At 67.9% G+C, this 22,727-nt stretch carries 25 protein-coding genes and 1 riboswitch; of the genes, 9 read left to right on the forward strand and 16 right to left on the reverse strand.

Annotated elements, in window-relative coordinates; genetic code table 11:
- Positions 1–14: 14 nt before the first annotated feature.
- From rimM to trmD, 3 genes are all read left to right on the forward strand, one after another.
- Entirely contained in the window at positions 15–596 is a 582-nt protein-coding gene (rimM, locus tag GTW51_RS12460; RefSeq protein WP_163044255.1) for a ribosome maturation factor RimM, read from the forward strand.
- A 91-nt stretch (positions 597–687) separates the two neighbouring features.
- A complete protein-coding gene (locus tag GTW51_RS12465) occupies positions 688–990 on the forward strand; it encodes a putative quinol monooxygenase (RefSeq protein ID WP_163044256.1) in 303 nt (100 codons plus the stop codon).
- 7 nt (positions 991–997) lie between these two features.
- Positions 998–1,681 carry a tRNA (guanosine(37)-N1)-methyltransferase TrmD gene (trmD, locus tag GTW51_RS12470; RefSeq protein ID WP_163044257.1) on the forward strand — a complete coding sequence of 228 codons (684 nt, stop codon included), beginning with the start codon at positions 998–1,000 and terminating at the stop codon, positions 1,679–1,681.
- Between the two features lie 25 nt (positions 1,682–1,706).
- Here the strand turns inward: trmD and GTW51_RS12475 are convergent, their stop codons facing one another.
- Both GTW51_RS12475 and GTW51_RS12480 read right to left on the reverse strand, forming a co-directional pair.
- Positions 1,707–2,978, reverse strand: a complete 1,272-nt coding sequence (locus tag GTW51_RS12475; RefSeq protein WP_163044258.1) for a DUF5996 family protein — start codon at positions 2,976–2,978, stop codon at positions 1,707–1,709.
- Positions 2,979–3,058: 80 nt separating this feature from the next.
- Positions 3,059–3,811: a sulfite exporter TauE/SafE family protein gene (locus tag GTW51_RS12480; protein ID WP_163044259.1), complete on the reverse strand. Its 753-nt coding sequence runs from the start codon at positions 3,809–3,811 to the stop codon at positions 3,059–3,061.
- Between the two features lie 279 nt (positions 3,812–4,090).
- On the opposite strand from GTW51_RS12480, the gene rplS reads away from it, so the two are divergent.
- Positions 4,091–4,558 (forward strand): 50S ribosomal protein L19, encoded by a 468-nt coding sequence (gene rplS, locus GTW51_RS12485; protein ID WP_163044260.1) that lies wholly within the window; start codon positions 4,091–4,093, stop codon positions 4,556–4,558.
- A gap of 122 nt (positions 4,559–4,680) precedes the next feature.
- Here the strand turns inward: rplS and GTW51_RS12490 are convergent, their stop codons facing one another.
- Positions 4,681–4,923, reverse strand: coding sequence for a DUF2061 domain-containing protein (locus tag GTW51_RS12490; protein ID WP_163044261.1), 243 nt, complete (start codon positions 4,921–4,923; stop codon positions 4,681–4,683).
- A 220-nt stretch (positions 4,924–5,143) separates the two neighbouring features.
- Here GTW51_RS12490 and GTW51_RS12495 point away from each other — a divergent pair, with 220 nt between their 5' ends.
- Entirely contained in the window at positions 5,144–5,989 is an 846-nt protein-coding gene (locus GTW51_RS12495; RefSeq protein WP_163044262.1) for a transcriptional regulator, read from the forward strand.
- 3 nt (positions 5,990–5,992) lie between these two features.
- On the opposite strand, the gene GTW51_RS12500 is transcribed toward GTW51_RS12495, so the two are convergent.
- The gene (locus GTW51_RS12500) at positions 5,993–6,481 is read right to left on the reverse strand and encodes a cytochrome C (protein WP_163044263.1); all 489 of its coding nucleotides are present in this window, start codon (positions 6,479–6,481) and stop codon (positions 5,993–5,995) included.
- A gap of 22 nt (positions 6,482–6,503) precedes the next feature.
- On the opposite strand from GTW51_RS12500, the gene GTW51_RS23555 reads away from it, so the two are divergent.
- Positions 6,504–6,749 (forward strand): hypothetical protein, encoded by a 246-nt coding sequence (locus GTW51_RS23555; protein ID WP_203566050.1) that lies wholly within the window; start codon positions 6,504–6,506, stop codon positions 6,747–6,749.
- A gap of 108 nt (positions 6,750–6,857) precedes the next feature.
- Entirely contained in the window at positions 6,858–8,273 is a 1,416-nt protein-coding gene (gene leuC, locus GTW51_RS12505; RefSeq protein ID WP_163044264.1) for a 3-isopropylmalate dehydratase large subunit, read from the forward strand.
- Positions 8,274–8,351: 78 nt separating this feature from the next.
- On the opposite strand, the gene GTW51_RS12510 is transcribed toward leuC, so the two are convergent.
- The 11 genes from GTW51_RS12510 to GTW51_RS12560 all read right to left on the reverse strand — a co-directional run bounded on the left by GTW51_RS12510 (position 8,352) and on the right by GTW51_RS12560 (position 19,493).
- Positions 8,352–8,564: a hypothetical protein gene (locus GTW51_RS12510; RefSeq protein WP_163044265.1), complete on the reverse strand. Its 213-nt coding sequence runs from the start codon at positions 8,562–8,564 to the stop codon at positions 8,352–8,354.
- Positions 8,565–8,619: 55 nt separating this feature from the next.
- A complete protein-coding gene (gene thiC / locus GTW51_RS12515) occupies positions 8,620–10,449 on the reverse strand; it encodes a phosphomethylpyrimidine synthase ThiC (protein ID WP_163044266.1) in 1,830 nt (609 codons plus the stop codon).
- Positions 10,450–10,575: 126 nt separating this feature from the next.
- Positions 10,576–10,700, reverse strand: a riboswitch (TPP riboswitch).
- Positions 10,701–10,955: 255 nt separating this feature from the next.
- Positions 10,956–11,345, reverse strand: a complete 390-nt coding sequence (locus GTW51_RS12520; protein ID WP_163044267.1) for a septal ring lytic transglycosylase RlpA family protein — start codon at positions 11,343–11,345, stop codon at positions 10,956–10,958.
- Positions 11,346–11,558: 213 nt separating this feature from the next.
- Positions 11,559–13,040 (reverse strand): alkaline phosphatase family protein, encoded by a 1,482-nt coding sequence (locus GTW51_RS12525; RefSeq protein ID WP_246233048.1) that lies wholly within the window; start codon positions 13,038–13,040, stop codon positions 11,559–11,561.
- Positions 13,041–13,077: 37 nt separating this feature from the next.
- Positions 13,078–14,001, reverse strand: coding sequence for a cell wall hydrolase (locus tag GTW51_RS12530; protein ID WP_163044268.1), 924 nt, complete (start codon positions 13,999–14,001; stop codon positions 13,078–13,080).
- 114 nt (positions 14,002–14,115) lie between these two features.
- Positions 14,116–14,895: a succinate dehydrogenase iron-sulfur subunit gene (locus GTW51_RS12535; protein ID WP_163044269.1), complete on the reverse strand. Its 780-nt coding sequence runs from the start codon at positions 14,893–14,895 to the stop codon at positions 14,116–14,118.
- A 355-nt stretch (positions 14,896–15,250) separates the two neighbouring features.
- Positions 15,251–15,967 carry a hypothetical protein gene (locus tag GTW51_RS12540; RefSeq protein WP_163044270.1) on the reverse strand — a complete coding sequence of 239 codons (717 nt, stop codon included), beginning with the start codon at positions 15,965–15,967 and terminating at the stop codon, positions 15,251–15,253.
- Between the two features lie 177 nt (positions 15,968–16,144).
- Positions 16,145–18,001: a succinate dehydrogenase flavoprotein subunit gene (sdhA, locus tag GTW51_RS12545; RefSeq protein WP_163044271.1), complete on the reverse strand. Its 1,857-nt coding sequence runs from the start codon at positions 17,999–18,001 to the stop codon at positions 16,145–16,147.
- A 2-nt stretch (positions 18,002–18,003) separates the two neighbouring features.
- Positions 18,004–18,384, reverse strand: a complete 381-nt coding sequence (sdhD, locus tag GTW51_RS12550; RefSeq protein ID WP_163044272.1) for a succinate dehydrogenase, hydrophobic membrane anchor protein — start codon at positions 18,382–18,384, stop codon at positions 18,004–18,006.
- A 10-nt stretch (positions 18,385–18,394) separates the two neighbouring features.
- The gene (sdhC, locus tag GTW51_RS12555) at positions 18,395–18,787 is read right to left on the reverse strand and encodes a succinate dehydrogenase, cytochrome b556 subunit (RefSeq protein ID WP_163044273.1); all 393 of its coding nucleotides are present in this window, start codon (positions 18,785–18,787) and stop codon (positions 18,395–18,397) included.
- A 226-nt stretch (positions 18,788–19,013) separates the two neighbouring features.
- Complete coding sequence (locus GTW51_RS12560) at positions 19,014–19,493, reverse strand: GNAT family N-acetyltransferase (protein ID WP_163044274.1); 480 nt, start codon at positions 19,491–19,493, stop codon at positions 19,014–19,016.
- Positions 19,494–19,593: 100 nt separating this feature from the next.
- Between GTW51_RS12560 and GTW51_RS12565 the strand changes: the two genes are divergently transcribed.
- Together GTW51_RS12565 and GTW51_RS12570 are read left to right on the forward strand one after the other, a co-directional pair.
- Positions 19,594–20,367, forward strand: a complete 774-nt coding sequence (locus tag GTW51_RS12565; protein ID WP_163044275.1) for a polysaccharide deacetylase family protein — start codon at positions 19,594–19,596, stop codon at positions 20,365–20,367.
- Entirely contained in the window at positions 20,364–21,221 is an 858-nt protein-coding gene (locus tag GTW51_RS12570; protein WP_163044276.1) for a GNAT family N-acetyltransferase, read from the forward strand. Before GTW51_RS12565 ends, GTW51_RS12570 begins: the two co-directional genes overlap by 4 nt.
- Positions 21,222–21,225: 4 nt before the next feature.
- On the opposite strand, the gene GTW51_RS12575 is transcribed toward GTW51_RS12570, so the two are convergent.
- The gene (locus GTW51_RS12575) at positions 21,226–22,572 is read right to left on the reverse strand and encodes an adenylate/guanylate cyclase domain-containing protein (RefSeq protein ID WP_163044277.1); all 1,347 of its coding nucleotides are present in this window, start codon (positions 22,570–22,572) and stop codon (positions 21,226–21,228) included.
- Between the last annotated feature and the right edge of the window lie 155 nt (positions 22,573–22,727).

Genomic DNA, 22,727 nt, shown 5'->3' on the forward strand with positions numbered 1-22,727 from the left:
GATAGCCGAGCCCGATGCCGAACCAACCGTCCGCCCCCGTCAATCCCGTGCTGCTTGCCGTCGTCGGCGGGGCACACGGCATCAAGGGCGAATGCCGCGTCCGCTCGCTCACCGAGGATCCGACGGCGCTCGGGGCCTACGGGCCGCTCTTCGACGCTTCGGGCAACCGCTACACCGTCGAGTCGGCGCGGCCGCAGAAGAACGTCGTCGTGGTGCGCTTCGCGGAGGTCCAGGATCGCAACCACGCCGAGCGCATCAACGGCCGCGAGCTCTTCGTCGACCGCTCGGTGCTGCCCGAGCCCGAGGACGACGACGAGTTCTATCTCGGCGACCTGGTGGGTCTCGCGGTGCAGACGATCGCCGGCGAGCCGGTGGGCAAGGTCGTCGCCTTCCATGACTTCGGGGCCGGCGACATCGTCGAGATCCAGCCGCCGGGCGGGCCGACGGTGATGATCCCGTTCTCGGCCGCCGCGGTGCCGGAGCTCGACGTCGAGGCCGGCGTGATGATCGTCGATCCTGTGGCTGCCGGGCTGGTGGAGACCGAAGACGACGACGCGCCGGGTCCGGAAGAAGCCGAGCCCTCCGGCGGCAGCTGAGCCGAATCCCCCGGCGGGTTTGCCTTCGCGACCGCGCCGACCTATCCCGTGACGGGAAGCGGGCCAGCCCGCGCAATCATCGGGAGCCATCATGATCATCGTCGCCGGAACCCTTCGCCTGTCGCAGCAGGACCTCGAATCGGTGCGCGCCGACGCGGTCGCGGTCGTCTCGGCGACGCGCGCGGAACAGGGCTGCCTCGTCTACGCCTTCGCCGAGGATCTGCTCGAGCCGGGCCTGGTGCGGATCTACGAGGAGTGGGAAAGCCGCGAGGATCTCGCGCGCCACGGCAAGGCCGAGCACATCGCCGCCTGGCACGCCGCGCTGAAGCGCGTGACGGTGCTTGCTCGCGATCTGAAGATCATCGAGGTGGCCAGCAGCGAGCCGCTGGCCTGAGACGACCATGAGCTTTCGCGCGAGCATCCTGACGCTCTATCCGGAGATGTTTCCGGGCCCGCTCGGCGTCTCGCTGGCCGGCCGCGCGCTGGAGCGCGGCGACGTCGCATTGGAGACCGTCCAGATCCGCGATTTCGGCGTCGGCCGCCATCGCATGGTCGACGACACGCCGTCCGGCGGCGGTGCCGGCATGGTGATGCGGGCCGACGTGCTGGCCGCGGCGATCGACCATGCGGCGCCGGCGGGCGATACAAGGCCGCGCCTTCTGATGAGCCCGCGCGGCCGGCCGCTCGACCAGCGCCGCGTCCGTGAACTTGCCGTCGGCGAGGGCGCGGTGATCGTCTGCGGCCGCTTCGAGGGCGTGGACGAGCGGGTCATCGCGGGCCGCGGGCTCGAGGAAGTGTCGATTGGCGACTACATCCTCTCGGGCGGCGAGATCGCCGCCCTGGTGCTGCTCGACGCTGTTGTGCGGCTCCTGCCGGGCGTCATGGGCAACGCCCTGTCCGGCGAGGCCGAGAGCTTCGAGGCGGGCCTCCTGGAGCACCCGCATTATACCCGCCCCGCCGAATGGGAAGGCCAGACGATCCCGGCGGTGCTGACCTCCGGCGACCACGGCGCGGTGGAACGCTGGCGACGGGCCGAGGCGGAGCGGATCACCGCGGCGCGCCGGCCGGACCTGCTGAAGCGCTGACGACAAGGCGGGACGCCGCCTCGGCTTAACGCTTGTCGAGCACGTCGTGCCACTCGGCATGGCGGTCGAACTGCGCCTTGGCGAATGGGCAGAGCGGCAGGATCAGGCGCCCGGCGGCCCGCGCGTCCTCCACCGCCCGCCGCACCAGATGTTCGCCGACCTTGCGGCCGCGCCAGGCGTCCGGAACGCTGGTGTGGTCGATGATCAGCAGGCGCGCGCCGGCGCGGCTGTAGCTCATCTCCGCCTCCAGCCCGTCGCCCCGCAGCAGATAGCGGCCCTTGGCCGGACCTTCCTCGCGCTGGATGCCGGCCGGGTCGATCGGCGTCGGCTCCGGCGCGTCCTCGGCAGCCGGGGCGGGGCTAGCCGCGATTTCGCGCGGCTGGCCGGCAATGCCCGGCGCGCATTCCAGCGCATCGCGGTCCCAGCGGCCAAGGCTGGCCGCCGCGAGATAGGTTGATTCCAGGAAGGCCAGCAGCGTCGCGTCCGGGTCGTCGGCACCCTGCACGGCGTCGTAGGGCAGGATGAACTCGCCGAGCCCGCTCGCCCAGAACGCCGCTTCCGGCTCGACCGTGGCAGCCGCGTAGCCGCCGGGTGTCGGATAGGCATAGGCGTAGAAGGCGGGATAATCGATGCCGCCACCGCCCGGCCAGAAGCCGGCCGAGGCGACCTCGTGGTCATAGGCCTCGCGGGTGACGCTGTCGGGCAGGGCGGGGATGCCGCCGGGATGCAGCGGGGCCCTCTGGCCCGAGAAGCGGGTCACCGCCAGGTCGAAGCTGCCCCAGAAGAGATGCGAGGGGCTCTGCTTGCCGAGAAACGACGTGCGGAAAGCCTTGAACACCCGGTCGGCGGCGGCGGTCGCCCGGAAGAAGCGGGTGACGGCGTCGGCGTCATAGGGTCGGTCGCGGTGGTCGTCGACGAAGGCGAGCGGATCGGCGACCTCGTTGGGTCGGCCGTGGAAACGCGGCGTGCCGCCGAGCTCGTCGATCAGCGCGACGAATCGGGCGTGGAACCCGGCGACCGTCATCGGCTCCAGCGCGAAGCTGACGATGCCACCGTCGCTGCTCGTGGCGATGACGCGGTGGTCGATGAGGTCGAAGACGATCTCGATGCCCGGCCCGTCCGGAACCGGCGACGTCGTCAGGCCGCGGGCCGTGACGTAGAAGGTGGCGGTCCAGGAATGGTTGAGCCACGGCGTGTGGGCCAGCCGGTACTTGCCGACGATCTGCAGATAGAGCTGCAGCGCCTGGCAGGTCTCCCGCCAGGCGAGATAGGGAATGTCAGGCCAGTGCCGCGCCATGGGTCATCTCCGGTCTCCATCCGGGAAGCCTAGCACCAGCCGCCGCGCGCCGCAGCCAGGACGCGGCACTGTCCACGGTTTCAGCCGGTGACGAAGTAATAGCCGGCGAGGAAAAGGCCGACGGCGACGACGAAGCAGCGCACCGCGATCTGCGGCACGCGCCGGGCGATCCAGACACCGGCATAGCCGCCCAGCGCGACGCCGGGAATCATCGCCAGCGCGCCGACCCAGTAGACGACCCCGCCTGAGACGAAGACGACGATGGCGACGATCGCGATGACGTTGGCCAGGACGTTCTTCAGCGCGTTGAGCCGATGGTAGTCGCCGCTTTCGGTGAGACCGAGCGTCGCCAGCATCATGATGCCCATGCCGGCGCCGAAGAAGCCGCCATAGATCGCGGTGAGGAACTGCACGATCGGGCCGGCGATGCGGCTGCGGGGCGCCGTCTCGTCGCGGTCGCGCGACGGCGCGATCCAGGGACCCGCCGCGAAAAGGGCGGTGGCGGCGAGCAGCAGCCAGGGGACCAGCGCCGCGAACTCCTCGTTGTCGAGATAGAGCAGGAACAGCGCGCCGCCGAGCGAACCGACGATGGACACCGCCGCCAGCACCAGCGCGCCGCGCCAGAACTTCTTGATATCCTTCAGATAGGCGAGCGACGACGTGAAATAGCCTGGAAGCTGCGCGATGGAGGCGGTGGCGTTGGCCACGATCGGCGGAACCCCGATCAGGCTGAGCGTGCCGAAGGTGATGAAGGTGCCGCCGCCGGCCACGGCGTTGATCGCTCCCGACAGGAAGCCGGCCACGAAAAGAAGGGCGATCATCAGAAGCGACATGGCAGGCTTTCGGGAGATATGCGAAGACCGGCGCGAGCAGGCAGATTCCGCGGCGGTTGAGGCGGGAAGCACTGCGCCATCGCATGATCGGCAGCAAAAGTGCAAGCGCCCGGGCCGCCAAGCAGGACATTGCCAACGGTTTTTGCGCGCTCTTCCTAGTGACAATCGGCCCGAAGCCGTGTAAGGGCCAGTCCGATTTCCTCAGAATAACTTGACCGTCACGGCGGCCATGTCGGGGTTAAGACGCCTTTCCGGCATGAAACGAATTGAGGCTATGCCATGAACATTATTTCCGAACTCGATGCGGCCGAAGCTGCTCGCATCAATGCCATCCGCCAGATCCCCGAATTCTCGGCTGGCGACACGCTGCGGGTGAACGTCCGCGTGACCGAGGGCACGCGCACGCGCGTCCAGGCCTATGAGGGCGTCTGCATCGCCCGCGCCGGTGCCGGCTTCCAGGAAAGCTTCACCGTCCGCAAGATTTCCTACGGCGAGGGCGTCGAGCGCGTCTTCCCGGTGTATTCGCCGATGCTCGATTCGGTCGAAGTCGTGCGGCGCGGCAAGGTGCGGCGCGCCAAGCTCTATTACCTGCGCGATCGCCGCGGCAAGTCGGCCCGTATCGTCGAGGCGACCAATGCCCGCGCGCGCAAGCTGAACGACGACGCCCGCCAGATCGCCACCGAGGCGCGCGACAAGGCGAAGGCGGACAAGGAAGCCGCGAAGACGGCGCCTGCCGCCGCCGAATAAGTCTCGAACTGTTCGAGATGACGCGAAAGCGGCCCTTGTGGCCGCTTTTTGCGTTCGGGGAAGAGGAATTCAGTTGGGGGTCAGGCGGGGGGTGGACCGTGTCGCTCCTGACGCGCCGCCAATCAACCGCCGCGATCGCCTTGCGCTGCCGTGGCGCGGACTGCCGAGGACCAGCCCCAGCCGATGCCGGCCCAGAGCCGCTCATGCGCCAGGTAGGTGAAGAAGCCGAGCAGGCAGGAGGCGAGCGCGAGGCCGCCGCCGGTGGTGAGCGAGCCGGTGAAGAGGAAGCCGAGCAGCGACATGGTCACGAGGCCGAGCGCTTGCCAGGATGCGGCCTTGGCGAGGCTCCGGCTGCGTGTCTCCATTGTGCTGACTCCTGGCAAGCCGAAACCGCCCGCGCGGCACGCGGCCGGCGGCGAAATCGATGGTGATGTTCGAAGTGCGGGACGAAGGCCGCGTAGGGCTCGTCGCTCGCGAGTGACACTGATCTTTTAGGCCAGGACCGCGTCATGCGGAATCCCGCGAATATTCATGCCGAGAGTCACGTTTGCAGATATTATTCTGGAATCGTGATAATCATCATCAATGGACAAGAGAGATCGATCGAGGCTGTTCCGCGAGCGGCTGACTGCAGCCATGGCATCCCGCGGCATCTCCAAGAGCGCGCTGGCCCGCGCGACGCAGGCCGACCGCTCGACGGTCTCGCTGATTCTCTCCTCCGATGACGGCAGGTTGCCCAATGCGCAGTTCGCGGCGGAAGCGGCATTCGCCCTTGGCGTTTCCTGCGACTGGCTGCTCGGCCTGACCGACCGGCGCGAGCGCGGCGCCGACATGCTGGAAGCGGCGATGCGCATAGAGGAAGCGGCGCGGGCGCCGTCGGACGAATCGATGTATCGCTGGCATGAGGAGGCGCGCGGCTACAAGATCAGGCACGTGCCGGCGACGCTGCCGGACATGCTGAAATCGGAAGACGTGCTCCGCTTCGAGTATGGCGACTTTCTCGGCCGCACCTCTGACCAGGCCATCGCCGACATGCGCCAGCGCCTCGCCTATCTGCAGGCGCCCGACACCGACTACGAGATCGCCATGCCGATCGACTCGCTGGAGGCTTTTGCTGCCGGGGAAGGTTACTGGCGGGGGCTGCCGGCAGCCGAACGCCGGGCGCAGCTGGAGCGGATGCGGCGCCTGAGCGAGGAGCTCTACCCCTCGCTCAGGCTCTATCTGTTCGACCGCAAGAAGGTCTTCTCGGCGCCGGTGACGATCTTTGGTCCGCTGCAGGCCGCGGTCTATGTCGGCCGTTTCTACATGGCGTTCCGCGAGCGGCGCCAGGTGCAGGAACTGACCCGGCATTTCGACGGGCTGGTGCGCGAGGCCGATTTCGAGGCCAAGCACACGCCCCGCTTCATCGAGGGCCTCGCGGTGCCGGACTGATCCTCAGCCAGCCGGCATCGTCGGCGGCGCGAACACGATGTACGGCGTCGTCGGTTCCTCGCCGGGCGGGACATACGCCGGTGCCGGCTCACCCGGCTCGCCCAGCGACCGGATGTAGAGAAAGAGCGACCTTATGTCGGTCTCCGGCATGGCATGCAGGTTGAAATACGGCATCGGCGGCAGCGTCTTCAGCGTACTGAGATGCTTGACGAAGCCGGCCTCGTCCCGCTCGGCCGCGACGAGGCGAAGATTGCTGGGGTAGGTCGTGCCCCACGGGCCGCGAAATCCGACACCCGATCCGGCGAGGGCCGTTGCCGGGTCGAGAATGCCGCCGGACTCGGGATAGCCGGCACTATGGCAGTCGTGGCAGCCGCTGACGACGGCGACGACGTGGCCGCGCTCGGCCGATGGGACGGCGTCGTCGCCGAAGGCCGGCAGCGCGGTAAGGGCGGCGCATGCTGCCGCGAGCGTGACAATGAAGCTGTGTCGCATGGTGAATCCCTGTGAAGTACAGATGAGCCGGCTGTTTCCGGCCCGGGCGGGCGGAATGCAGCATCGGTGTTTCATGCGTATTTCATGCCGGCATCGACGTGCGATTGTCCGGCGTCACACCTGTTGCTATATTGAGGCCATGTTCCGGATCGCAAAACCGCGGGCGCGGCCGCTGCTGCCGACGAGCGAGGGCTTCGCCAAGCTCTCCGATCGCGCGCGCCTGCCCGGCCGGTTCTTCTACCGTCTGGTCGTCGCCGGCGGCCAGTAGCCGGACCCGTGCCGTCGCCTCGCCGCGACGCGACACCGATGCTTTCGCCGATTGCCATCCGACCCTTCGCGCTCGGCCGGGACCTTCCCGCCGACAAGGACGACCAACATGAGCCAGACCACACCGCGTACCCTCTACGACAAGATCTGGGACGACCATCTGGTCGCCGAGCAGGAGGGCGGCACCTGCCTGATCTACATCGATCGCCATCTCGTCCACGAGGTCACCAGCCCGCAGGCCTTCGAGGGGCTGCGCCTGACCGACCGCAAGGTGCGCCAGCCGGAGAAGACGCTGGCCGTCGTCGATCATAACGTGCCGACCTCGCCGGACCGCGTGCTCGGCATCAAGAACGAGGAAAGCCGCATCCAGGTCGAGGCGCTGGCGCAGAACGCCGCGGATTTCGGTATCGAGTACTATGACGCGGCGGACCGCCGGCAGGGCATCGTCCACATCATCGGGCCGGAGCAGGGCTTCACCCTGCCGGGCACGACGATCGTCTGCGGCGACAGCCACACCTCGACGCATGGCGCCTTCGGCGCGCTGGCGCACGGCATCGGCACGTCTGAGGTCGAGCACGTGCTCGCCACCCAGACGCTGATCCAGGCCAAGGCCAAGAACATGCTGGTCGAGGTGAACGGCCAGATTCCTGACGGCGTCACCTCCAAGGACATCATCCTGGCGATCATCGGCGAGATCGGCACGGCGGGCGGCACCGGCTACGTCATCGAATATGCCGGCGAAGCGATCCGCGCGCTGTCGATGGAAGGCCGGATGACCGTCTGCAACATGTCGATCGAGGGCGGCGCGCGCGCCGGGCTGATCGCGCCGGACGAAAAGACCTTCGCCTATATCGCCGGCCGGCCCCGTGCGCCGAAGGGCGAGGCGTTCGACCAGGCGGTCGAATACTGGCGCACGCTCGTTTCCGATCCGGGGGCGCATTACGACAAGATCGTGCGGCTCGACGCGGCGAGCCTGCCGCCGATCGTCTCCTGGGGTTCCTCGCCCGAGGACGTCGTCGCCGTCGACGGCGTCGTGCCGGATCCGGCCGCGATCGACGACGAGGGCAAGCGCCGCTCCAAGCAGCGGGCGCTGGAATACATGGGGCTGACGCCGGGTACGCCGATGACCGACATCACCATCGACCGGGTGTTCATCGGCTCCTGCACCAACGGCCGCATCGAGGATTTGCGCGCCGTTGCCGGCATCGTCGAGGGCCGCAGGGTCGCCGATACCGTCTCGGCGATGATCGTGCCGGGCTCGGGCCTGGTGAAGGCGCAGGCCGAAGCCGAAGGCCTCGACGCGATCTTCAAGGCCGCCGGCTTCGACTGGCGCGAGCCCGGCTGTTCCATGTGCCTCGGGATGAACGAGGATCGCCTGGCGCCCTACGAGCGCTGCGCCTCCACCTCGAACCGCAATTTCGAGGGCCGTCAGGGCCATCGCGGGCGGACGCACCTTGTCTCGCCGGCGATGGCCGCCGCGGCCGCGATCGCCGGCCGCTTCGTCGACGTGCGCCACTGGCGCTGAGGCTTTCGGGCTTCCGCAAGCAAAACCCCGCGCCGGCAGGACCGACGCGGGTTTTTCGTCGAATGGGACCGGCGTCCCTCAGTAGTTGCGCCAGTCCTCGTCCCTGGCTTCCTCTTCTTCCGCTTCCTGCACGTCGAGCGGAATGTCGCGGCCGATCAGGCTCTCGTCATCCTTGCGGCCATGGAAGGCGTTGTCGGTGCGCTCGATGGCGTTGTCGAGCAGGCCGTCGTCTTCGGTCTCTGCGTCCCGTGGTGGCGGCTTGCCCTCGGGCTTCGGATCGGGGTCTGGCATGTGGATCTCCCTTCTTCGTTCGCAGAAGAACCCGCCTCGCGCCCGGCTGTTCCCTCTATTCGCCCGCCACCGGTTCGAGAGGCATGTAAAGGTCGCCGCCCTGCCGGTAGCGCTCCGCCATGGCAGCCATGCCGTCCTGCTTCTCGGCGTCCAGCCGGGCGGCATCACGGATGTCGTGGCTGATCTTCATCGAGCAGAATTTCGGCCCGCACATCGAGCAGAAATGCGCCACCTTGTGCGCCTCCTTTGGCAGCGTCGCGTCGTGGAACGATCGCGCCGTGTCGGGGTCGAGCGACAGGTTGAACTGGTCCTCCCAGCGAAACTCGAAACGGGCCCGCGACAGCGCGTCGTCGCGCAACCTGGCCGCCGGGTGGCCCTTGGCGAGATCGGCGGCGTGGGCCGCGATCTTGTAGGTGATCACGCCGATCTTGACGTCGTCGCGGTCGGGAAGCCCCAGATGCTCCTTCGGCGTCACGTAGCAGAGCATCGCCGTGCCGAACCATCCGATCATCGCCGCGCCGATCGCCGAGGTGATGTGGTCGTAGCCGGGGGCGATGTCGGTGACCAAGGGTCCGAGCGTGTAGAACGGGGCGTCGCCGCAGAGCTTCACCTGCAGCTCGACATTCTCCTTGATCTTGTGCATCGGCACGTGGCCGGGACCCTCGATCATCACCTGGCAGCCCTTGGCGCGGGCGATGGCGGTGAGTTCGCCGAGCGTCTCCAGTTCGGCGAACTGGGCCGCGTCGTTGGCGTCGGCGATGGAGCCCGGCCGCAGGCCGTCGCCGAGCGAGAACGATACGTCATAGGCGCGGCAGATGTCGCAGATCTCGGCGAAATGCTCGTAGAGGAAGCTCTCGCGGTGATGGTGGAGGCACCACTTCGCCATGATCGAGCCGCCGCGCGAAACGATGCCGGTCACCCGCTCGGCGGTGAGCGGGATATGCGCGAGGCGGACGCCGGCATGGACGGTGAAATAGTCGACGCCCTGCTCGGCCTGTTCGATCAACGTGTCGCGATAGACCTCCCAGGTCAGCGCCTCGGCGATGCCGTCGACCTTTTCCAGCGCCTGGTAGATCGGCACCGTGCCGATCGGTACCGGGGCGTTGCGGATGATCCAGTCGCGGATGTTGTGGATGTTGCGGCCCGTGGAGAGGTCCATCACCGTGTCGGCGCCCCAACGGATCGCCCAGACCAGCTTGTCGACCTCCTCCTCCATCGACGAGGTGACGGCGGAGTTGCCGATATTGGCATTGATCTTGGTGAGGAAGTTGCGCCCGATCGCCATCGGCTCGAGCTCGGGATGGTTGATGTTGGCCGGGATGATCGCCCGTCCGGAAGCCACCTCGTCGCGCACCCATTCCGGCGTGATGAGATCGGGGATCGCCGCCTGGAACGGCTCGCCGTCGCGCACCGGGGCCGGCTTTCCGGCGCGGCCGAGATTCTCGCGGATCGCGACATACTCCATCTCGGCGGTGACGATCCCGGCGCGGGCGTATTCGTATTGCGTCAAGGGGCGGCCATCGATCGCCCGGCGCGGGGCGGTCGGAACCGGAAAGGCGGGCGTGACCTTCTCCGCCGGCAAATTGCCGTTGTCCTCCGGACGAACCGGCCGCGCGGCGCAGAATTCGCTGTCGCCGCGCGCCGCGATCCAGGACTCGCGGAGCCGCGGCAGGCCGCGGGCGATGTCGGTCTCGATCGTCTCGTCGGTGAAGGGGCCCGAGGCATCGTAGACGATGAGGTCCGGCTCGCCGGCGCTCGGATGCACGGCGATGGCGCGCATCGGCACGGACATTTCCGGGAAGAGGGTTCCCGGAATCTTGATCTTGGTCGAGGCGGGCAGGGAGCCGGTGGTGACGGCCGGCTGCGGCTTTTTGGGCATGGTCATGGTCTCTCCGTGCGCTGTGCGCCTTGGAGATCCAGTCCCGCCGTGGGTGATCGAAACGGCCGCGTGCCGACGCGCCTCCCTTGCGGGCGGCATGCCGGCATCTCATCAGATGACGATTTTGTCCATCGTTCGCGGCTTTCCCATCCCTACGCCAGTATGAACTGGATCAGGTTCACAGGGTCGCCGCGCGCTGCGCCTTTCGGCGGCCGTCAGCCTCTCAGTTCCTTGCCGGAACTCCCCTTGGATGGGCGCGACGGTAGCAGCGGCGTGCCGGCTGTCAAGCGTCGGAGATGCCAGCGTAGCGGATAGAACGGGGTTCTTGCGCCGCGAGGGTATCGTCGCAGGCGATGGGCAGGGCAGGAAGAAAAGGCTGAAGGCCGCCTCGGGCGGCATGACAGGCAGGACAGCCGCAGCGTGTCCTCGCCCCCCTCAGTATCGACGGATCGCCGTAAAGGCGCCGTCTCCCCGACCGCCGATGGCGGTCCCCCAGGTCGCGAGCCGAAGGCTCAGAGGACGTTCAGGCTGACGTTCGCGACACCGGAGCTGATCATGCCGATCTGCGACGCGGCGCCCTGCGACAGGTCGATGATCCGGTTGCCGTGGAACGGCCCGCGATCGTTGATGCGCACGACGACAGACTTGCCGTTGTTGCGGTTGGTGACCTTCACCTTGGTGCCGAAAGGCAGCGTGCGGTGGGCAGCGGTCATCGAGTTCATGTTGAAGCGTTCGCCATTGGCGGTGGTGCGGCCGTGGAAACGCTTGCCGTAATAGGATGCGGCGCCTGATGCCGCGTGGCGTGATTGTGCGACGACCTCGTCCGTCCCGACAGCGTAGCCACCGGCAAGCGTGCCGGCAAAGAGGGCCGCGGTCAGGGCGGTTCTCAGAAGAAGCTTCATTCAATTTTTCCTGCGATGAATTCGACAGGGCCTCTCTCGGCAACTCCTGTGACGAAAACTTGAAGGGAATAGGGTCATTCTAAGATCGTGGAACTTTTCGCCGGTTTGCCGCAAGACATGGGCGACACGGAGAATTTTCGTCCTGAGACTGGCGCAATTGCGTCAAAATCGTCGCATTCATGCCATGGTTCATCGGCTCGCCGGGCCGATAAGTTAACCTCGGCGGCATGCCGGATCAGATCGCCAGCGGTGGCGTCCGGCCGCTGCGCTCGAGTTCCCACTCGGCCGCCACGGCTTCCTCGTCGAACGACAGCACGAGGTAATTTCGCTCCGCCGCGTAAGTCCTGCGCTGTCCCGGCAGCGGCCGCAGCTGGATCGGATAGCCCGGCACCGGCGACTCGCCCCACTGCGCCAGGAGGCCGAGCATTGCCGGATAGGCCCGCGACGGCGCCGGATGGGAGATGCCGGAGGCGACCAGCTGGTGCAGCAGCGACTCGTCGGCGAGGAGCATCTCGCCCCGTGTCGCCAGATGGATCTCGCCGGAGACGAGGGTGAGCGGCTGGTCGGCGTTTTCCTGTCGCTCGGCCAGGAGGAGAGGAAGCGGACCCATTCGTCGCGATGGACGCGGCTCTGCCACTGGTCGCGCATGTCGTCTTCGTACTTGTTGCGCACCGGCAGCATGTCGGCCAGTGCCTCCAGCCAGCTGAGCCGTGGGCCAAGCGCCGGCACGCTGGACATCAGGAGGACGCGGTCCCAAGGGGGCGTTGCCGCCAATGCCGCTTCGAAATGAGCCCAGCCCGCCGGGCCCATTACACGATCCGGGCGCCGTTCGCTGCGAAGATCCGGCGCGAGGAGCGCCAGGTCCGGATAGCGCAGCACAAGGCCGAGCGTCTCGCCGCTCTGGTCCATGACGGTCGACGGCAGGGCCGCATCGGTCGCGGCGACCTGGAAGAGCAGGAACATGTCGCGGGCTGCGGCGAAGAGGCCGCGGCCGATGGGGCTGTCGAGCAGCGTTGCCGGATGGCTGCCCCAGCCGTCGATGATGTCGTGGTCGTCCCACATCATCACCGACGGGATCTCGGCAGCAACGGTCCGCATCGCCGCGCGGCCGAAATTGCCGATATAGCGCTCGAAATAGAAGCGCCGGACGGCGTCGTCCGCCGCCGGCTCGAAGGCGATGTCGCCGCGCGCGTCGCGCGGTGCGGTCGCCCAGCGCTCGACGCTCGGATGGGCATGGAGGACGTCGTCGGCATAGAGCTGGTCGCCGCCCTGCAGCATCAGCGCGAAGGGCGTCCGCCGGTGCTCGGCGGCAAGGCGCGTCCACATCGCGTCGCGCTCGCCATCCTCGCGGTCGAGATCGCCGGTCTCCTGGCCGTTGCAGGAGACATAGACGATGCGCCGGTCGCTGGCGGCCGGCGAGGCGACGGTGAACTGCTGGTCGCCCAGCCGATAGGTGGCAGTGCGGTCGGCCGGCAACGCGAAATCGTAGCGCCAGACGGTCCGCCCGAAGCAGCTTGCCAGCACGATCGGCACGGCTGCCGCGCCGTCCTCCGGTAGCAGTTCCGGGGGGAGGGCGCCCTCCGGCAGAACAAGCAGCGCCGCAAGGGAATGCTGCTCGTCATCGCCGCCGCGGGCGTAGAGGATCGGCCCGACGGCGGCGGCGGTCGTCGCGGCGGCGGGACGGTCGATGATCATTGGGCGACCCTTGGCAGCTTCCGGAAAGCGCCGAAGGTTAGGGTCGCGGTGTCGGGCTGGCAACGCGACCGCCGCGTTCGGCCAGGCCATTCCCGGTCGAAGGCGATGCGGCTATCTGCGTCTCCGCGGCGGGAACGGCCGTCGCGGTCGTCACCCCGGGCAGCGTGGCGTCCGCGACCGGCGTGATCGAAGCGGCATCCTTTGCGGTCGTTGCCTGTGCCACGCTCACATCGGCCGCCGGTGCTGCAAGCTCGACCGGAGGGCTTGCTGGTTTCGGCGCATCCTTGCGGGCAAGGCCGTTCCACATCGCCATGAAGGGGCTCTGCTCGGCCGGCTTGCGCACCGGCTTGATGGCTGCCGCCGTCGGCGCGGGCGCAGCGGCGGTCACGCCCTGCCGCATCCCGTCGATCGCTCCCGATGCACCAGCGGCTGCGACTTCGGCCTGCGAGGCGTGCTTGAAGTCCGGGCGATGACGGCGCGAGACCTTTTCGTAGAACGCATTGCCGCCGGCGATCGCCGTGTAGTGCATGTTGCCATAGGGAAACGACAGGCCGGCCGTATGGAAGAACCGCGCATCGCGGACCGGCTCGTGGCGTTCGCCGGATAGCACCCGGTGGGCGGTCTTCATGGCGAGGTCCTTGCCGGCACCCATGGTGCGGGTCATGACGCCGGGCGCGAACTGCTTGGGCTGCGCGACCACGGCGCAGACATCCTTCGGATACTCGCCCGAATTGACGCGGTTCATGACCACGGTCCCGACCGCCAGCATGCCGCTCTCGCTCGAGCGGTTGGACTCGAAATACATCGCCCGGGCGAGGCATTCCTGGCTGGGGCCGTAGCTGAGCGGCGTGATCGCTTCCTCCAGTTCGGTGCCGGTGCCGACGCAGCCGGCAAGGGCGAGCGGTGGCAACAACACGATGGCGGAGAGCGAAAGGCGGCGTGAGGATCGGATCGTCTTCATGACGTATCCGTGACCGCAGAAAGATGACCGCAAGCGGGCAGGTCGGCGACGGGGCGGACCCGGAGGGCCGTTTCACGGCCAGGTGTGGCCGTGCTGCGTCAGTCGCCGTGCCTGTCAGACCCGCCGCTCGACCATCATCGTGCGGATCTCGGCGATGGCTTTCGCCGGATTGAGCCCCTTCGGGCAGGTTTGGGTGCAGTTCATGATGGTGTGGCAGCGATAGAGCTTGAACGGATCCTCGAGGTCGTCGAGACGCTCGCCGGTCGCCTCGTCGCGGGAATCGATCAGCCAGCGATAGGCCTGCAGCAGTACGGCGGGCCCGAGATAGCGCTCGCCGTTCCACCAGTAGGACGGGCAGGCAGTCTGGCAGCAGAAGCACAGGATGCACTCGTAGAGCCCGTCGAGCTTCTCGCGGTCGCCATGGCTCTGGCGCCATTCGCGCTCGGGCTCCGGGGTCTCGGTCTTGAGCCACGGCTCGATCGAGCGCAGCTGCGCATAGGGGACGGTGAGGTCGGGGACGAGGTCCTTGATCACCGGCATGTGCGGCAGCGGGTAGACGGCGATGGCGCCGCTGACCTCGTCCATGCCCTTGGTGCAGGCCAGCGTGTTGGCGCCGTCGATGTTCATGGCGCAGGAGCCGCAGATGCCCTCGCGGCAGGAACGACGCAGCGCCAGCGTCGAATCGACCTTGTTCTTGATCCACAGCAGCGCGTCGAGGACCATCGGCCCGCAATCGTCGACATCGACATAGAACGTGTCGGTGCGGGGATTGGCGTCGTCGTCCGGCGACCAGCGGTAGATCTTGAACTCGCGGACATTGGTCGCGCCCTGCGGCCGGTCCCACACCTTGCCTTTGGTGAGGGTGGAGTTTTTCGGAAGCGCAAGCTCGACCATGATCAGTCCAGTTTCAGGTGGGGATCAGTGCGATTGGAATCGTTCGCAACATAAAGGTTGCGGTGCAAAACGCCAGAGACGAAACCGCGCAGCGGGCCATTGAATCGGTTGAATTATCGGGTGGTTTCGCCGGTTTCGGCAGCGATCCTCGATCTGGCCGAGCGGGGTTTCACGGATACCGGCATCGCGCCTGCCCCCTGCCTCGGCGACGGCGCGCGGCGCTTCACGCCGTGTCGCAAACGCGCCCGGCGTCATTCGGCTTGCAGGACCAGGGAGTCGAGCGTTGATCCGGGTGGCGGGTTTTTAGCGGTGTGAACGGACGGGGAACCGGCTGTCGCCGGCTCCCCGGTCTTGATCAGTTGGCGGGCGCGGCGCCGTCGGCCGGCGCGGCGCCGTCCGGTGAAGGGGCAGTCGCGGGCGGCGTCGCCTGCGGGGCCGTGCCTTCCGCCGGCTCGACGAAGCGGCCGGTGACGCAGGCCTCCGACGTGGCGTTGAGGAACGCGAAGATGATCGCCTGGTCAGGCTGGCCGACGCGCCCGTCGCCCAGCATCCGCTCGGCCACCGGCGGCGCGACGGCGCTGGCGATCAGATAGTCGCGCTGCGGATCGGACAGCTTCTCCAGCGCCTGTTCGGCAAGGCAGGTGCAGGCCAGCGGCGTCATCTGCTTCATCTGCACGCCGCAGAGACCGGCGATCAGCTCGACCTGGTTGCCTTTCGAGACGCGCGGCAGCTCGAACTTGTCGCCCACGGCATTGCGGGGCTGGCCCGACTGCTGTTCGCTCGTCTCGTCCTCTGCATCGGTTTCCGCATCGTCTGACGCGTCATCGGTCGTCGTCGTCCCGCCACCGGGTCCGCCCGAGGGGGTGATATCGCTGGCATCGCCGCCCGAGGCTGCGGGGTCCTGCGGCGTTTCCGTCGCGGCCGGGTCGGGCGCGGCGTCGCTGCCGGTCGATTCAGTTGGTGCTTCCGAGGCGGCGGGGGCCGGATCGCTCTGAGCATGCGCGCCGAGCGGCAGGGCGCCGAGCGCGAGGATCGTCAGGCCGGCAAGGCCGGCGCGCGTTAACTTGTCCATGATTCCTCCGAATTGCTTGATCCGGCCGCTTGCTCGGGCCGGTGAAAAGGTGTCCCCAGCCAGACTTAGGGTCGCAGCCGCGATGTGGCAGCCCAGGCGGGTCACGCGTCGCGGCAACGATGTCCCTGACCAGCCGGCGCACGGCCGGCCGATCTCGCGGCTCCTCGCCGCCGTGCCTCAGTACACCCGCTTCTTCGGCTCGATATATTCGATCTGGTTGGACAGGGTGTAGGTGTGCACCGGCCGGTCTTCCAGCGTCACGGTCTTGCCCACCGTGTCGCAGAAGGACAGCGTATGCTTCATCCAGTTGGCGTCGTCGCGATCGGGGAAATCCTCGCGGGCGTGGGCGCCGCGGGACTCGGTGCGGTTGCGGGCCGAATCCATCGTCACCACCGCCTGGGCGATGAGATTGTCGTATTCCAGCGTCTCGATCAGGTCGGTGTTCCAGATCAGCGACCGGTCGGTCACCTTGACGTCCTCTGAGCCGGCCCAGACCTGGTGGATCTTCTCGTGGCCTTCCTCGAGGATCTCGCCGGTGCGGAACACCGCGCAGTTCGACTGCATGGTCTGCTGCATCTGGTCGCGCAGCACCGCCGTCGGCGTGCCGCCATTGGCGTAGCGGAAGCGGTCGAGACGGGCGAGCGAGTTGTCGCCGGCGCCGACCGGCAGGTCCGGCTGGTCCTCGCCGGGCGTCACCGTGTCGGCGCAGCGCAGCGCCGCGGCGCGGCCGAAGACGACGAGATCGATCAGCGAGTTCGAGCCGAGCCGGTTGGCGCCGTGGACGGAGACGCAGCCGGCCTCGCCGACGGCCATCAGGCCGGGCACCACCGAATCCGGGTCGCCGTTCTTCTTGGTCAGCACCTCGCCGTGATAGTTCGTCGGGATGCCGCCCATGTTGTAGTGGACCGTCGGCAGCACCGGGATCGGCTCGCGGGTGACGTCGACGCCGGCGAAGATTCGCGCCGATTCCGAGATGCCCGGCAGCCGCTCGTGCAGCACGGCCGGATCCAGATGGTCGAGATGCAGGAAGATGTGGTCCTTGTTCTTGCCGACGCCGCGGCCGTCGCGGATTTCCATGGTCATCGAGCGCGAAACGACGTCGCGCGAGGCGAGGTCCTTGGCCGAGGGGGCGTAGCGCTCCATGAAGCGTTCGCCGTCGGAATTGGTCAGGTAGCCGCCTTCGCCGCGGGCGCCCTCGGTGATCAGGCAGCCGGCGCCGTAGATGCCGGTCGGGTGGAACTGCACGAATTCCATGTCCTGCAGCGGCAGGCCGGCGCGCAGCACCATGCCGCCGCCGTCGCCGGTGCAGGTATGGGCCGAGGTCGCCGAGAAATACGCGCGGCCGTAGCCGCCGGTGGCAAGGATGGTCTTCTTGCCGCGGAAGCGGTGGATCGTGCCGTCATCCATGTTGATGGCGACGACGCCGCGGCAGACGCCTTCCTCGTCCATGATCAGGTCGATGGCGAAATACTCGATGAAGAATTCCGAGGAATAGCGCAGCGACTGGCCGTAGAGCGTGTGCAGGATGGCATGGCCGGTCCGGTCGGCGGCGGCGCAGGTGCGCTGTGCCGGCGGGCCATTGCCGTAGTCGGTGGTCATGCCGCCGAAGGGGCGCTGGTAGATGCGCCCGTCCTCGGTGCGCGAGAACGGCACGCCGAAATGCTCGAGCTCGTAGACCGCCTTGGGCGCCTCGCGGACGAGGTATTCGATGGCGTCCTGGTCGCCCAGCCAGTCCGATCCCTTGACGGTGTCGTACATGTGCCAGCGCCAGTCGTCCGCGCCCATGTTGCCGAGCGAGGCGGCGACGCCGCCCTGCGCCGCGACGGTGTGCGAGCGGGTGGGGAAGACCTTCGAGATGCAGGCGGTCTTCAGGCCGGCCTGCGCCGCCCCGAGCGTCGCGCGGAGGCCGGCGCCGCCGGCGCCCACGACGACGACGTCGAACGTGTGGTCGACGAAGCTGTAGGCCTTGCCGTTCTGTGCCGGGGCCGAACGATGCGGCTGGCCGGCGCCGTTGACTTTGCCGTTGCTGGCCATGGTCAGGCTCCGAAGCTCATCTTGACGATCGCGAACAGGCTGGCACCGGCGACGACGACCGCGAAGAAGGTGTTGAGAATGAGAAGCGGCAGCTTGGCGGCGCCGTGGACATAGTCCTCGATGATCACCTGCATGCCGAGCCGCATATGGATGGTCGCCGACACCGTCACCAGGGCCATCGCGATCCCGACCAGCGGATTAGCGAAGGCCAGCCGCAGCTCGACGAAGCTGGCATCGTGCAGGGAGACGAGGAGGATGACGAAGAAGGTGATCAGGACGATGTTGGCGATCGCCGTCAGGCGCTGCTGCCAGAAGTGACCGGTGCCCTCTCGGGCCGAACCGAGGCCGCGGACACGGCCGAGCGGGGTCTTGAAATTCTGCATCGTCGCCTCCTCAACCGAACGCCAGGACGGCGATCCAGAGGATCAGCGTCATCGAAAGGGACGCGACCAGCGTCGCGATGGCCAGCTTCGTCGAGGTCTCCTTCGACAGGCCGTGGCCGGTGTCCCAGATCAGGTGCCGGATGCCGCCGAACATGTGGTGGAGCAGCGCCCAGCTGTAGCCGAAGAGGATGAGCCGGCCGAATATCGAGCCGAAGAAGTCCGACGCGGTCTCGAAGGCCTCGGGGCCGCTCGCCGCGGCGACGAGCCACCAGACGAGCAGCAGCGTGCCGCCGTAGAGCGCCGCACCGGTGATGCGGTGCAGGATCGACATCGCCATGGTCGGGCGAAATTTGTAGATCGAAAGATGCGGCGACAAAGGCCGCGCTGATCTGAGGTCGGACATGGGTGCCTTCTCGTCCTCGCATTCGGTTTCTTCGCCGCGCGGTATAGGCGGATTGCGCGATGCTGCACAGCGATGAGACGTCGCCTAAAAGGACTATCGCAGCTGCGAACGCAAGGCCGGGCAGGTGCTGCCGCAATGCCATCGCCGGCTTAATCGATTAGTTGCGTCAACAGCGCGCGGGCAATTCCCGTGGGTATCGACCCGTCGCAAAGCCGACCCGCCCGAATCAGCGCATGTCGAGCGCGCGATCGTTGAAGCGGATGACGAAGCTCGACCAGTCCGCCGGCTCGGCGACGCGCTCGTAGAGGCCGCGCCCGGCGCCCGGATTGCGCGGCGCGTGCAGCACCAGCTTCGACCAGCCGCGGCTGTCGGCCTCTTCCGCCAGAAGGTCGACCATCGCCTTGGCGATGCCTTTGCGGCGGTGGCGGTGGGCGACGAAGATGTGGTCGGCGAGCCCCGAGCGCATGCCGGTCCAAAGATCGGGAATGTCGTAATAGACCACGAAGCCGACGAGCTCGCCGTCGAGCCGCGCGCCGAGCACTTCGGCTGTGCGGTCCTGCAGCAGCTGCTCGGCGTAGAACGCGTCGGGCGATCCGGGCGGGCCGCGAAACAGCGACTGGTTGTAGGCCGAGATCAGCGGCGCGAGTTCGCGGGCGTCGCTGAGGCGCAGCCGTCTGATGTCGATGTCCGGGGCGGGCGTCTCCATGACGCTGGTTTGCGGGTGAACGCCGCGGGGGTCAAGACGGAAAGCGGCGGAACCCGGGCCGGCGTTGCCGTCCGCGGGGATTCCGGTCTAGGCATCGACGATGCAGGACGAGCTGGTCGACGAGTTGGACAGATGGGCGGGCGCGGGCCGCACGCTCGATGTATGGTGGCGGGACGACGATGCCGCCCGGCCGTCACCGGCGCTGGACCGGCTGAAGGTGGCGGCTGTGAGCCGGGCGATTCCGCTGTCGCTGGCGGTGATCCCGGACGCGATGACGAACGCACTGCCCGCGGCCCTCGACGACCCCCATCTGACGGTGCTGCAGCACGGCTTTGCCCATCGCAACCATGCCGCGGAAGGCGCCCGTGCGGTTGAATGCGGCGGCGCGCGGGACCTCGAACCCTTGCTGGACGAGCTGGCAGCGGGTCGCGACCGGCTCGCGGCAAGCTTCGGCGGCCGCTTCGTTCCCGTGCTGGTGCCGCCCTGGAATCGCATCGAGCCGCAGGTCACCGCTGCGCTGCCCGGCCTCGTCTTTCGCGGCGTCTCGGTGTTCGGTCCGCGCGCTGCGCCGCAGGCGGCACCGGGCTTCACCGAGATCAACGCGCATCTCGATCTCCTGACCTGGAAGGGCGGGGCCCGTTTTGCGGGACGCGAGAAGCTGATCCGGCTGGCCGCCGAGCGTCTCGCGGATCGGCGCCTCGGCCGCACCGATCCACGGGAGCCGTTGGGCATCCTGACCCATCACCTCGATCATGATCCGGAGACCTGGGCCTTTCTCGGCGAGCTGCTCGACACGTTGGCGGCGCATGAAGCGGTCCGGTTCCGCAGTGCCGCGGCGCTGTTCGCGCCCGATACCGGCGTCGCGCCGCGATGAGCGCCATCGTCCGGCCCGCGGGGGACGCGGACATCGACCCCGTCGCCCGTCTGCTGCACGAGCGGATGAATGCCCGCATCCCGGCCGAGCGGTGGCGGCGCCTGCTCGACTATCCGTGGCGGCCGCCGGGCGTGGAGCGCGGGTGGCTGGTGGAGGATCGCGGCCGTATAGTCGGCTTCATGGGAACGATCTACAGCGACCGGCCGGTCGGCCGTGACGTCCGGCGCTTCTGCGACCTGTCGTCCTGGTATCTTCTCGCCGACTATCGGGGCGACGGCACCGGCGACGAACTGCTGCGGGCCGGCATGGCGCAGCCGGACGTGACCTATGCGACGATGACCGCGCGCCGGGCGACCGGCCGCAAGATCCGCGCCCTCGGCTTCGACGTTCTCGACGCGACGCGCAGCTTGTTTCGCCCGCGCGAGGGGAGAGGGCGGGCAAAGCTGCCCTGCCTGCGCGATCCCGCCGCCATTCGCGAACGCCTGACGGCAGTGCAGCAGAGGGTTCTCGACGCCCATCAGGGCTTCGACATCCATCACGCGCTGGTCGGCGATCCGGGGTTGTGGCTGGTGTTCCAGCGCAAGCTGAAGGGCGACGCCGTCGCCTATCACGAGATCCTCCACGCCAGCGATCCGGCCCGGCTTTCGGCCGAGGCACAGGCTATCGCCGACACGCTGGTCACCGGCGAGAACGGCGTGCTGGCGGTGGATTCGCGTTGGATGGCGTCCGGCGACGACCAGGGCACGGTCGAGCCCATCGTCCTGCCGCGCTGGTTCCGCTCGCCGGACTTGGCGCCGGCAGCTGTGGACCATCTGTTCTCCGAGGTGATCCTGCTCGACCAGAAACTGCCATGAGCGCTTACGGGTCGAGCACGACGATATCGATCGGGCCGGCCACGCCCTGCACAAGGCAGGCGCTGCGCAGTTCCGCCGGCACCTGCGCGCTGAAGCCTTGCGACAAGGCCAGCGCATAGGTCTCGCGCGTCGTCAGCGCGGCGGTGCATGCCGCCTTGTTGTGCTTCTCGAGCTTGGCGGCGAGGTTCACGGCGTCGCCGATCACCGTGTATTCGAGGCGGAATTCGTCGCCGAGCGCGGCGAAGACGACCTTTCCGGCCGTCGCCGCGCCGTTCATGCGCAGGGCCAGCCCGGCGAGTTCGGTCGCCGTCGACCATTCCCGCGCGATCGCCATGATCTCCACGAGGGCATGGAGCGCGTCCGCTGCCGCCGTCGGCGAGGGCCGTGTGGCGCCGAAGGTCGCGAGCACGCCATCGCCGAGATACTTGTCGACGACGCCGCCATGGCGCTGGACGACCGGGACGATCAGCCGGTGCAGGCCGACGAGGGTCTGCACCGCGTCCTTCGGTTCGCTGCGGTTGACGAAGGCCGAAAAGCCCCTGATGTCGAGGACGATGATCGCCGCGTCGCGCTCCTCGGCGGCGCCGGCGACGATGCCCGACGGCGCCTCGGTGATCGCCCGTTCGACGTCGGTCGGCAGGAAACGGCGCAGTTCCTCGCGCTCGATCTGCTCGCGCGTCGCCACCGCCAGCAGGCGTTTTGCCCGTGCCAGCGCCAGTGCCAGCACCGTCGTCAGGAGCAGGATCGCGACGATCTTGTCGACCTCGGCGCCGATCAGGATGCCGTTGCCCTGCAGATAGGTGACGTAGCTGCGGGTGATGCTTTCCGGCCCGGAGGCCCAGATCGCGTAGAGCGCCATGAGCAGCCAGCCGACCGCCGCCGTCACCCCGGCTCCCAGCACCCAGGCGGGCTCGAAGCGGAAGGCGCGGATGGCGATGAACACGAAGACGTACATCACCGTCGGCGCCCGCAGATAGAAGCTCGCCGTCTGACCGTACTGGATGTGGAAATACCAGATCAGCCCGAACAGGAGGGCGATGTCGACGACGATGGAGAGGGCCAGGAACCAGCCTGGCAGCCGCATCCGATAGGACAGGAACAGGCGCAGTCCGGTGAAGGCGAGATAGATGGCAAGACTCACCGGCACCGGCTGCTGCATCAGCGCATCGGTCGGCCGCGGCGCGACCAGATAGAGGATCGCCAGGAAGCAGCCGAGCGTCAGCTGCACCCAGCCGATCAGCTGCTCGCTGCGTCGATCGAATTGCTCGACGACGTCCCTGACGCGGTCGGGGATCGTTCGTCCCCGGGGCGAGCCCTTGAACGGCGCCAGGAGGTCGGATCGTTTCGCCATGTCCGCGCCCTGGCTCGCTGGTCCTGTAAGGTCCGTCACCTTGTACGCGGCGATGACGGCACCATCTGGGTGCGGCATCCGCCGAAGCAGTCGACGTAGGACCATGCGATCTTGCGTCGCAGCAGAAAAGACGCCAGTGTAAGGTGCAGGAAGCA

The organism is Aurantimonas aggregata (genome assembly GCF_010500835.1).
GTDB classification, from domain to species: Bacteria; Pseudomonadota; Alphaproteobacteria; order Rhizobiales; family Rhizobiaceae; genus Aurantimonas; species Aurantimonas aggregata.

Coding starts and splice junctions, on each gene's coding strand:
- GTW51_RS12570 (WP_163044276.1), top strand. CDS start 20,364: ATGAGCGCCATCGTCCGGCCCGCGGGGGACGCGGACATCGACCCCGTC.
- GTW51_RS12520 (WP_163044267.1), bottom strand. CDS start 11,345: ATGAAGCTTCTTCTGAGAACCGCCCTGACCGCGGCCCTCTTTGCCGGC.
- GTW51_RS12475 (WP_163044258.1), bottom strand. CDS start 2,978: ATGGCGCGGCACTGGCCTGACATTCCCTATCTCGCCTGGCGGGAGACC.
- GTW51_RS23555 (WP_203566050.1), top strand. CDS start 6,504: ATGAGCCGGCTGTTTCCGGCCCGGGCGGGCGGAATGCAGCATCGGTGT.
- GTW51_RS12480 (WP_163044259.1), bottom strand. CDS start 3,811: ATGTCGCTTCTGATGATCGCCCTTCTTTTCGTGGCCGGCTTCCTGTCG.
- GTW51_RS12500 (WP_163044263.1), bottom strand. CDS start 6,481: ATGCGACACAGCTTCATTGTCACGCTCGCGGCAGCATGCGCCGCCCTT.
- rplS (WP_163044260.1), top strand. CDS start 4,091: ATGAACATTATTTCCGAACTCGATGCGGCCGAAGCTGCTCGCATCAAT.
- GTW51_RS12490 (WP_163044261.1), bottom strand. CDS start 4,923: ATGGAGACACGCAGCCGGAGCCTCGCCAAGGCCGCATCCTGGCAAGCG.
- GTW51_RS12565 (WP_163044275.1), top strand. CDS start 19,594: ATGCAGGACGAGCTGGTCGACGAGTTGGACAGATGGGCGGGCGCGGGC.
- sdhC (WP_163044273.1), bottom strand. CDS start 18,787: ATGTCCGACCTCAGATCAGCGCGGCCTTTGTCGCCGCATCTTTCGATC.
- GTW51_RS12575 (WP_163044277.1), bottom strand. CDS start 22,572: ATGGCGAAACGATCCGACCTCCTGGCGCCGTTCAAGGGCTCGCCCCGG.
- GTW51_RS12535 (WP_163044269.1), bottom strand. CDS start 14,895: ATGGTCGAGCTTGCGCTTCCGAAAAACTCCACCCTCACCAAAGGCAAG.
- GTW51_RS12465 (WP_163044256.1), top strand. CDS start 688: ATGATCATCGTCGCCGGAACCCTTCGCCTGTCGCAGCAGGACCTCGAA.
- GTW51_RS12495 (WP_163044262.1), top strand. CDS start 5,144: ATGGACAAGAGAGATCGATCGAGGCTGTTCCGCGAGCGGCTGACTGCA.
- GTW51_RS12510 (WP_163044265.1), bottom strand. CDS start 8,564: ATGCCAGACCCCGATCCGAAGCCCGAGGGCAAGCCGCCACCACGGGAC.
- GTW51_RS12525 (WP_246233048.1), bottom strand. CDS start 13,040: ATGATCATCGACCGTCCCGCCGCCGCGACGACCGCCGCCGCCGTCGGG.
- GTW51_RS12530 (WP_163044268.1), bottom strand. CDS start 14,001: ATGAAGACGATCCGATCCTCACGCCGCCTTTCGCTCTCCGCCATCGTG.
- GTW51_RS12560 (WP_163044274.1), bottom strand. CDS start 19,493: ATGGAGACGCCCGCCCCGGACATCGACATCAGACGGCTGCGCCTCAGC.
- sdhA (WP_163044271.1), bottom strand. CDS start 18,001: ATGGCCAGCAACGGCAAAGTCAACGGCGCCGGCCAGCCGCATCGTTCG.
- leuC (WP_163044264.1), top strand. CDS start 6,858: ATGAGCCAGACCACACCGCGTACCCTCTACGACAAGATCTGGGACGAC.
- trmD (WP_163044257.1), top strand. CDS start 998: ATGAGCTTTCGCGCGAGCATCCTGACGCTCTATCCGGAGATGTTTCCG.
- thiC (WP_163044266.1), bottom strand. CDS start 10,449: ATGACCATGCCCAAAAAGCCGCAGCCGGCCGTCACCACCGGCTCCCTG.
- sdhD (WP_163044272.1), bottom strand. CDS start 18,384: ATGCAGAATTTCAAGACCCCGCTCGGCCGTGTCCGCGGCCTCGGTTCG.
- GTW51_RS12540 (WP_163044270.1), bottom strand. CDS start 15,967: ATGGACAAGTTAACGCGCGCCGGCCTTGCCGGCCTGACGATCCTCGCG.
- rimM (WP_163044255.1), top strand. CDS start 15: ATGCCGAACCAACCGTCCGCCCCCGTCAATCCCGTGCTGCTTGCCGTC.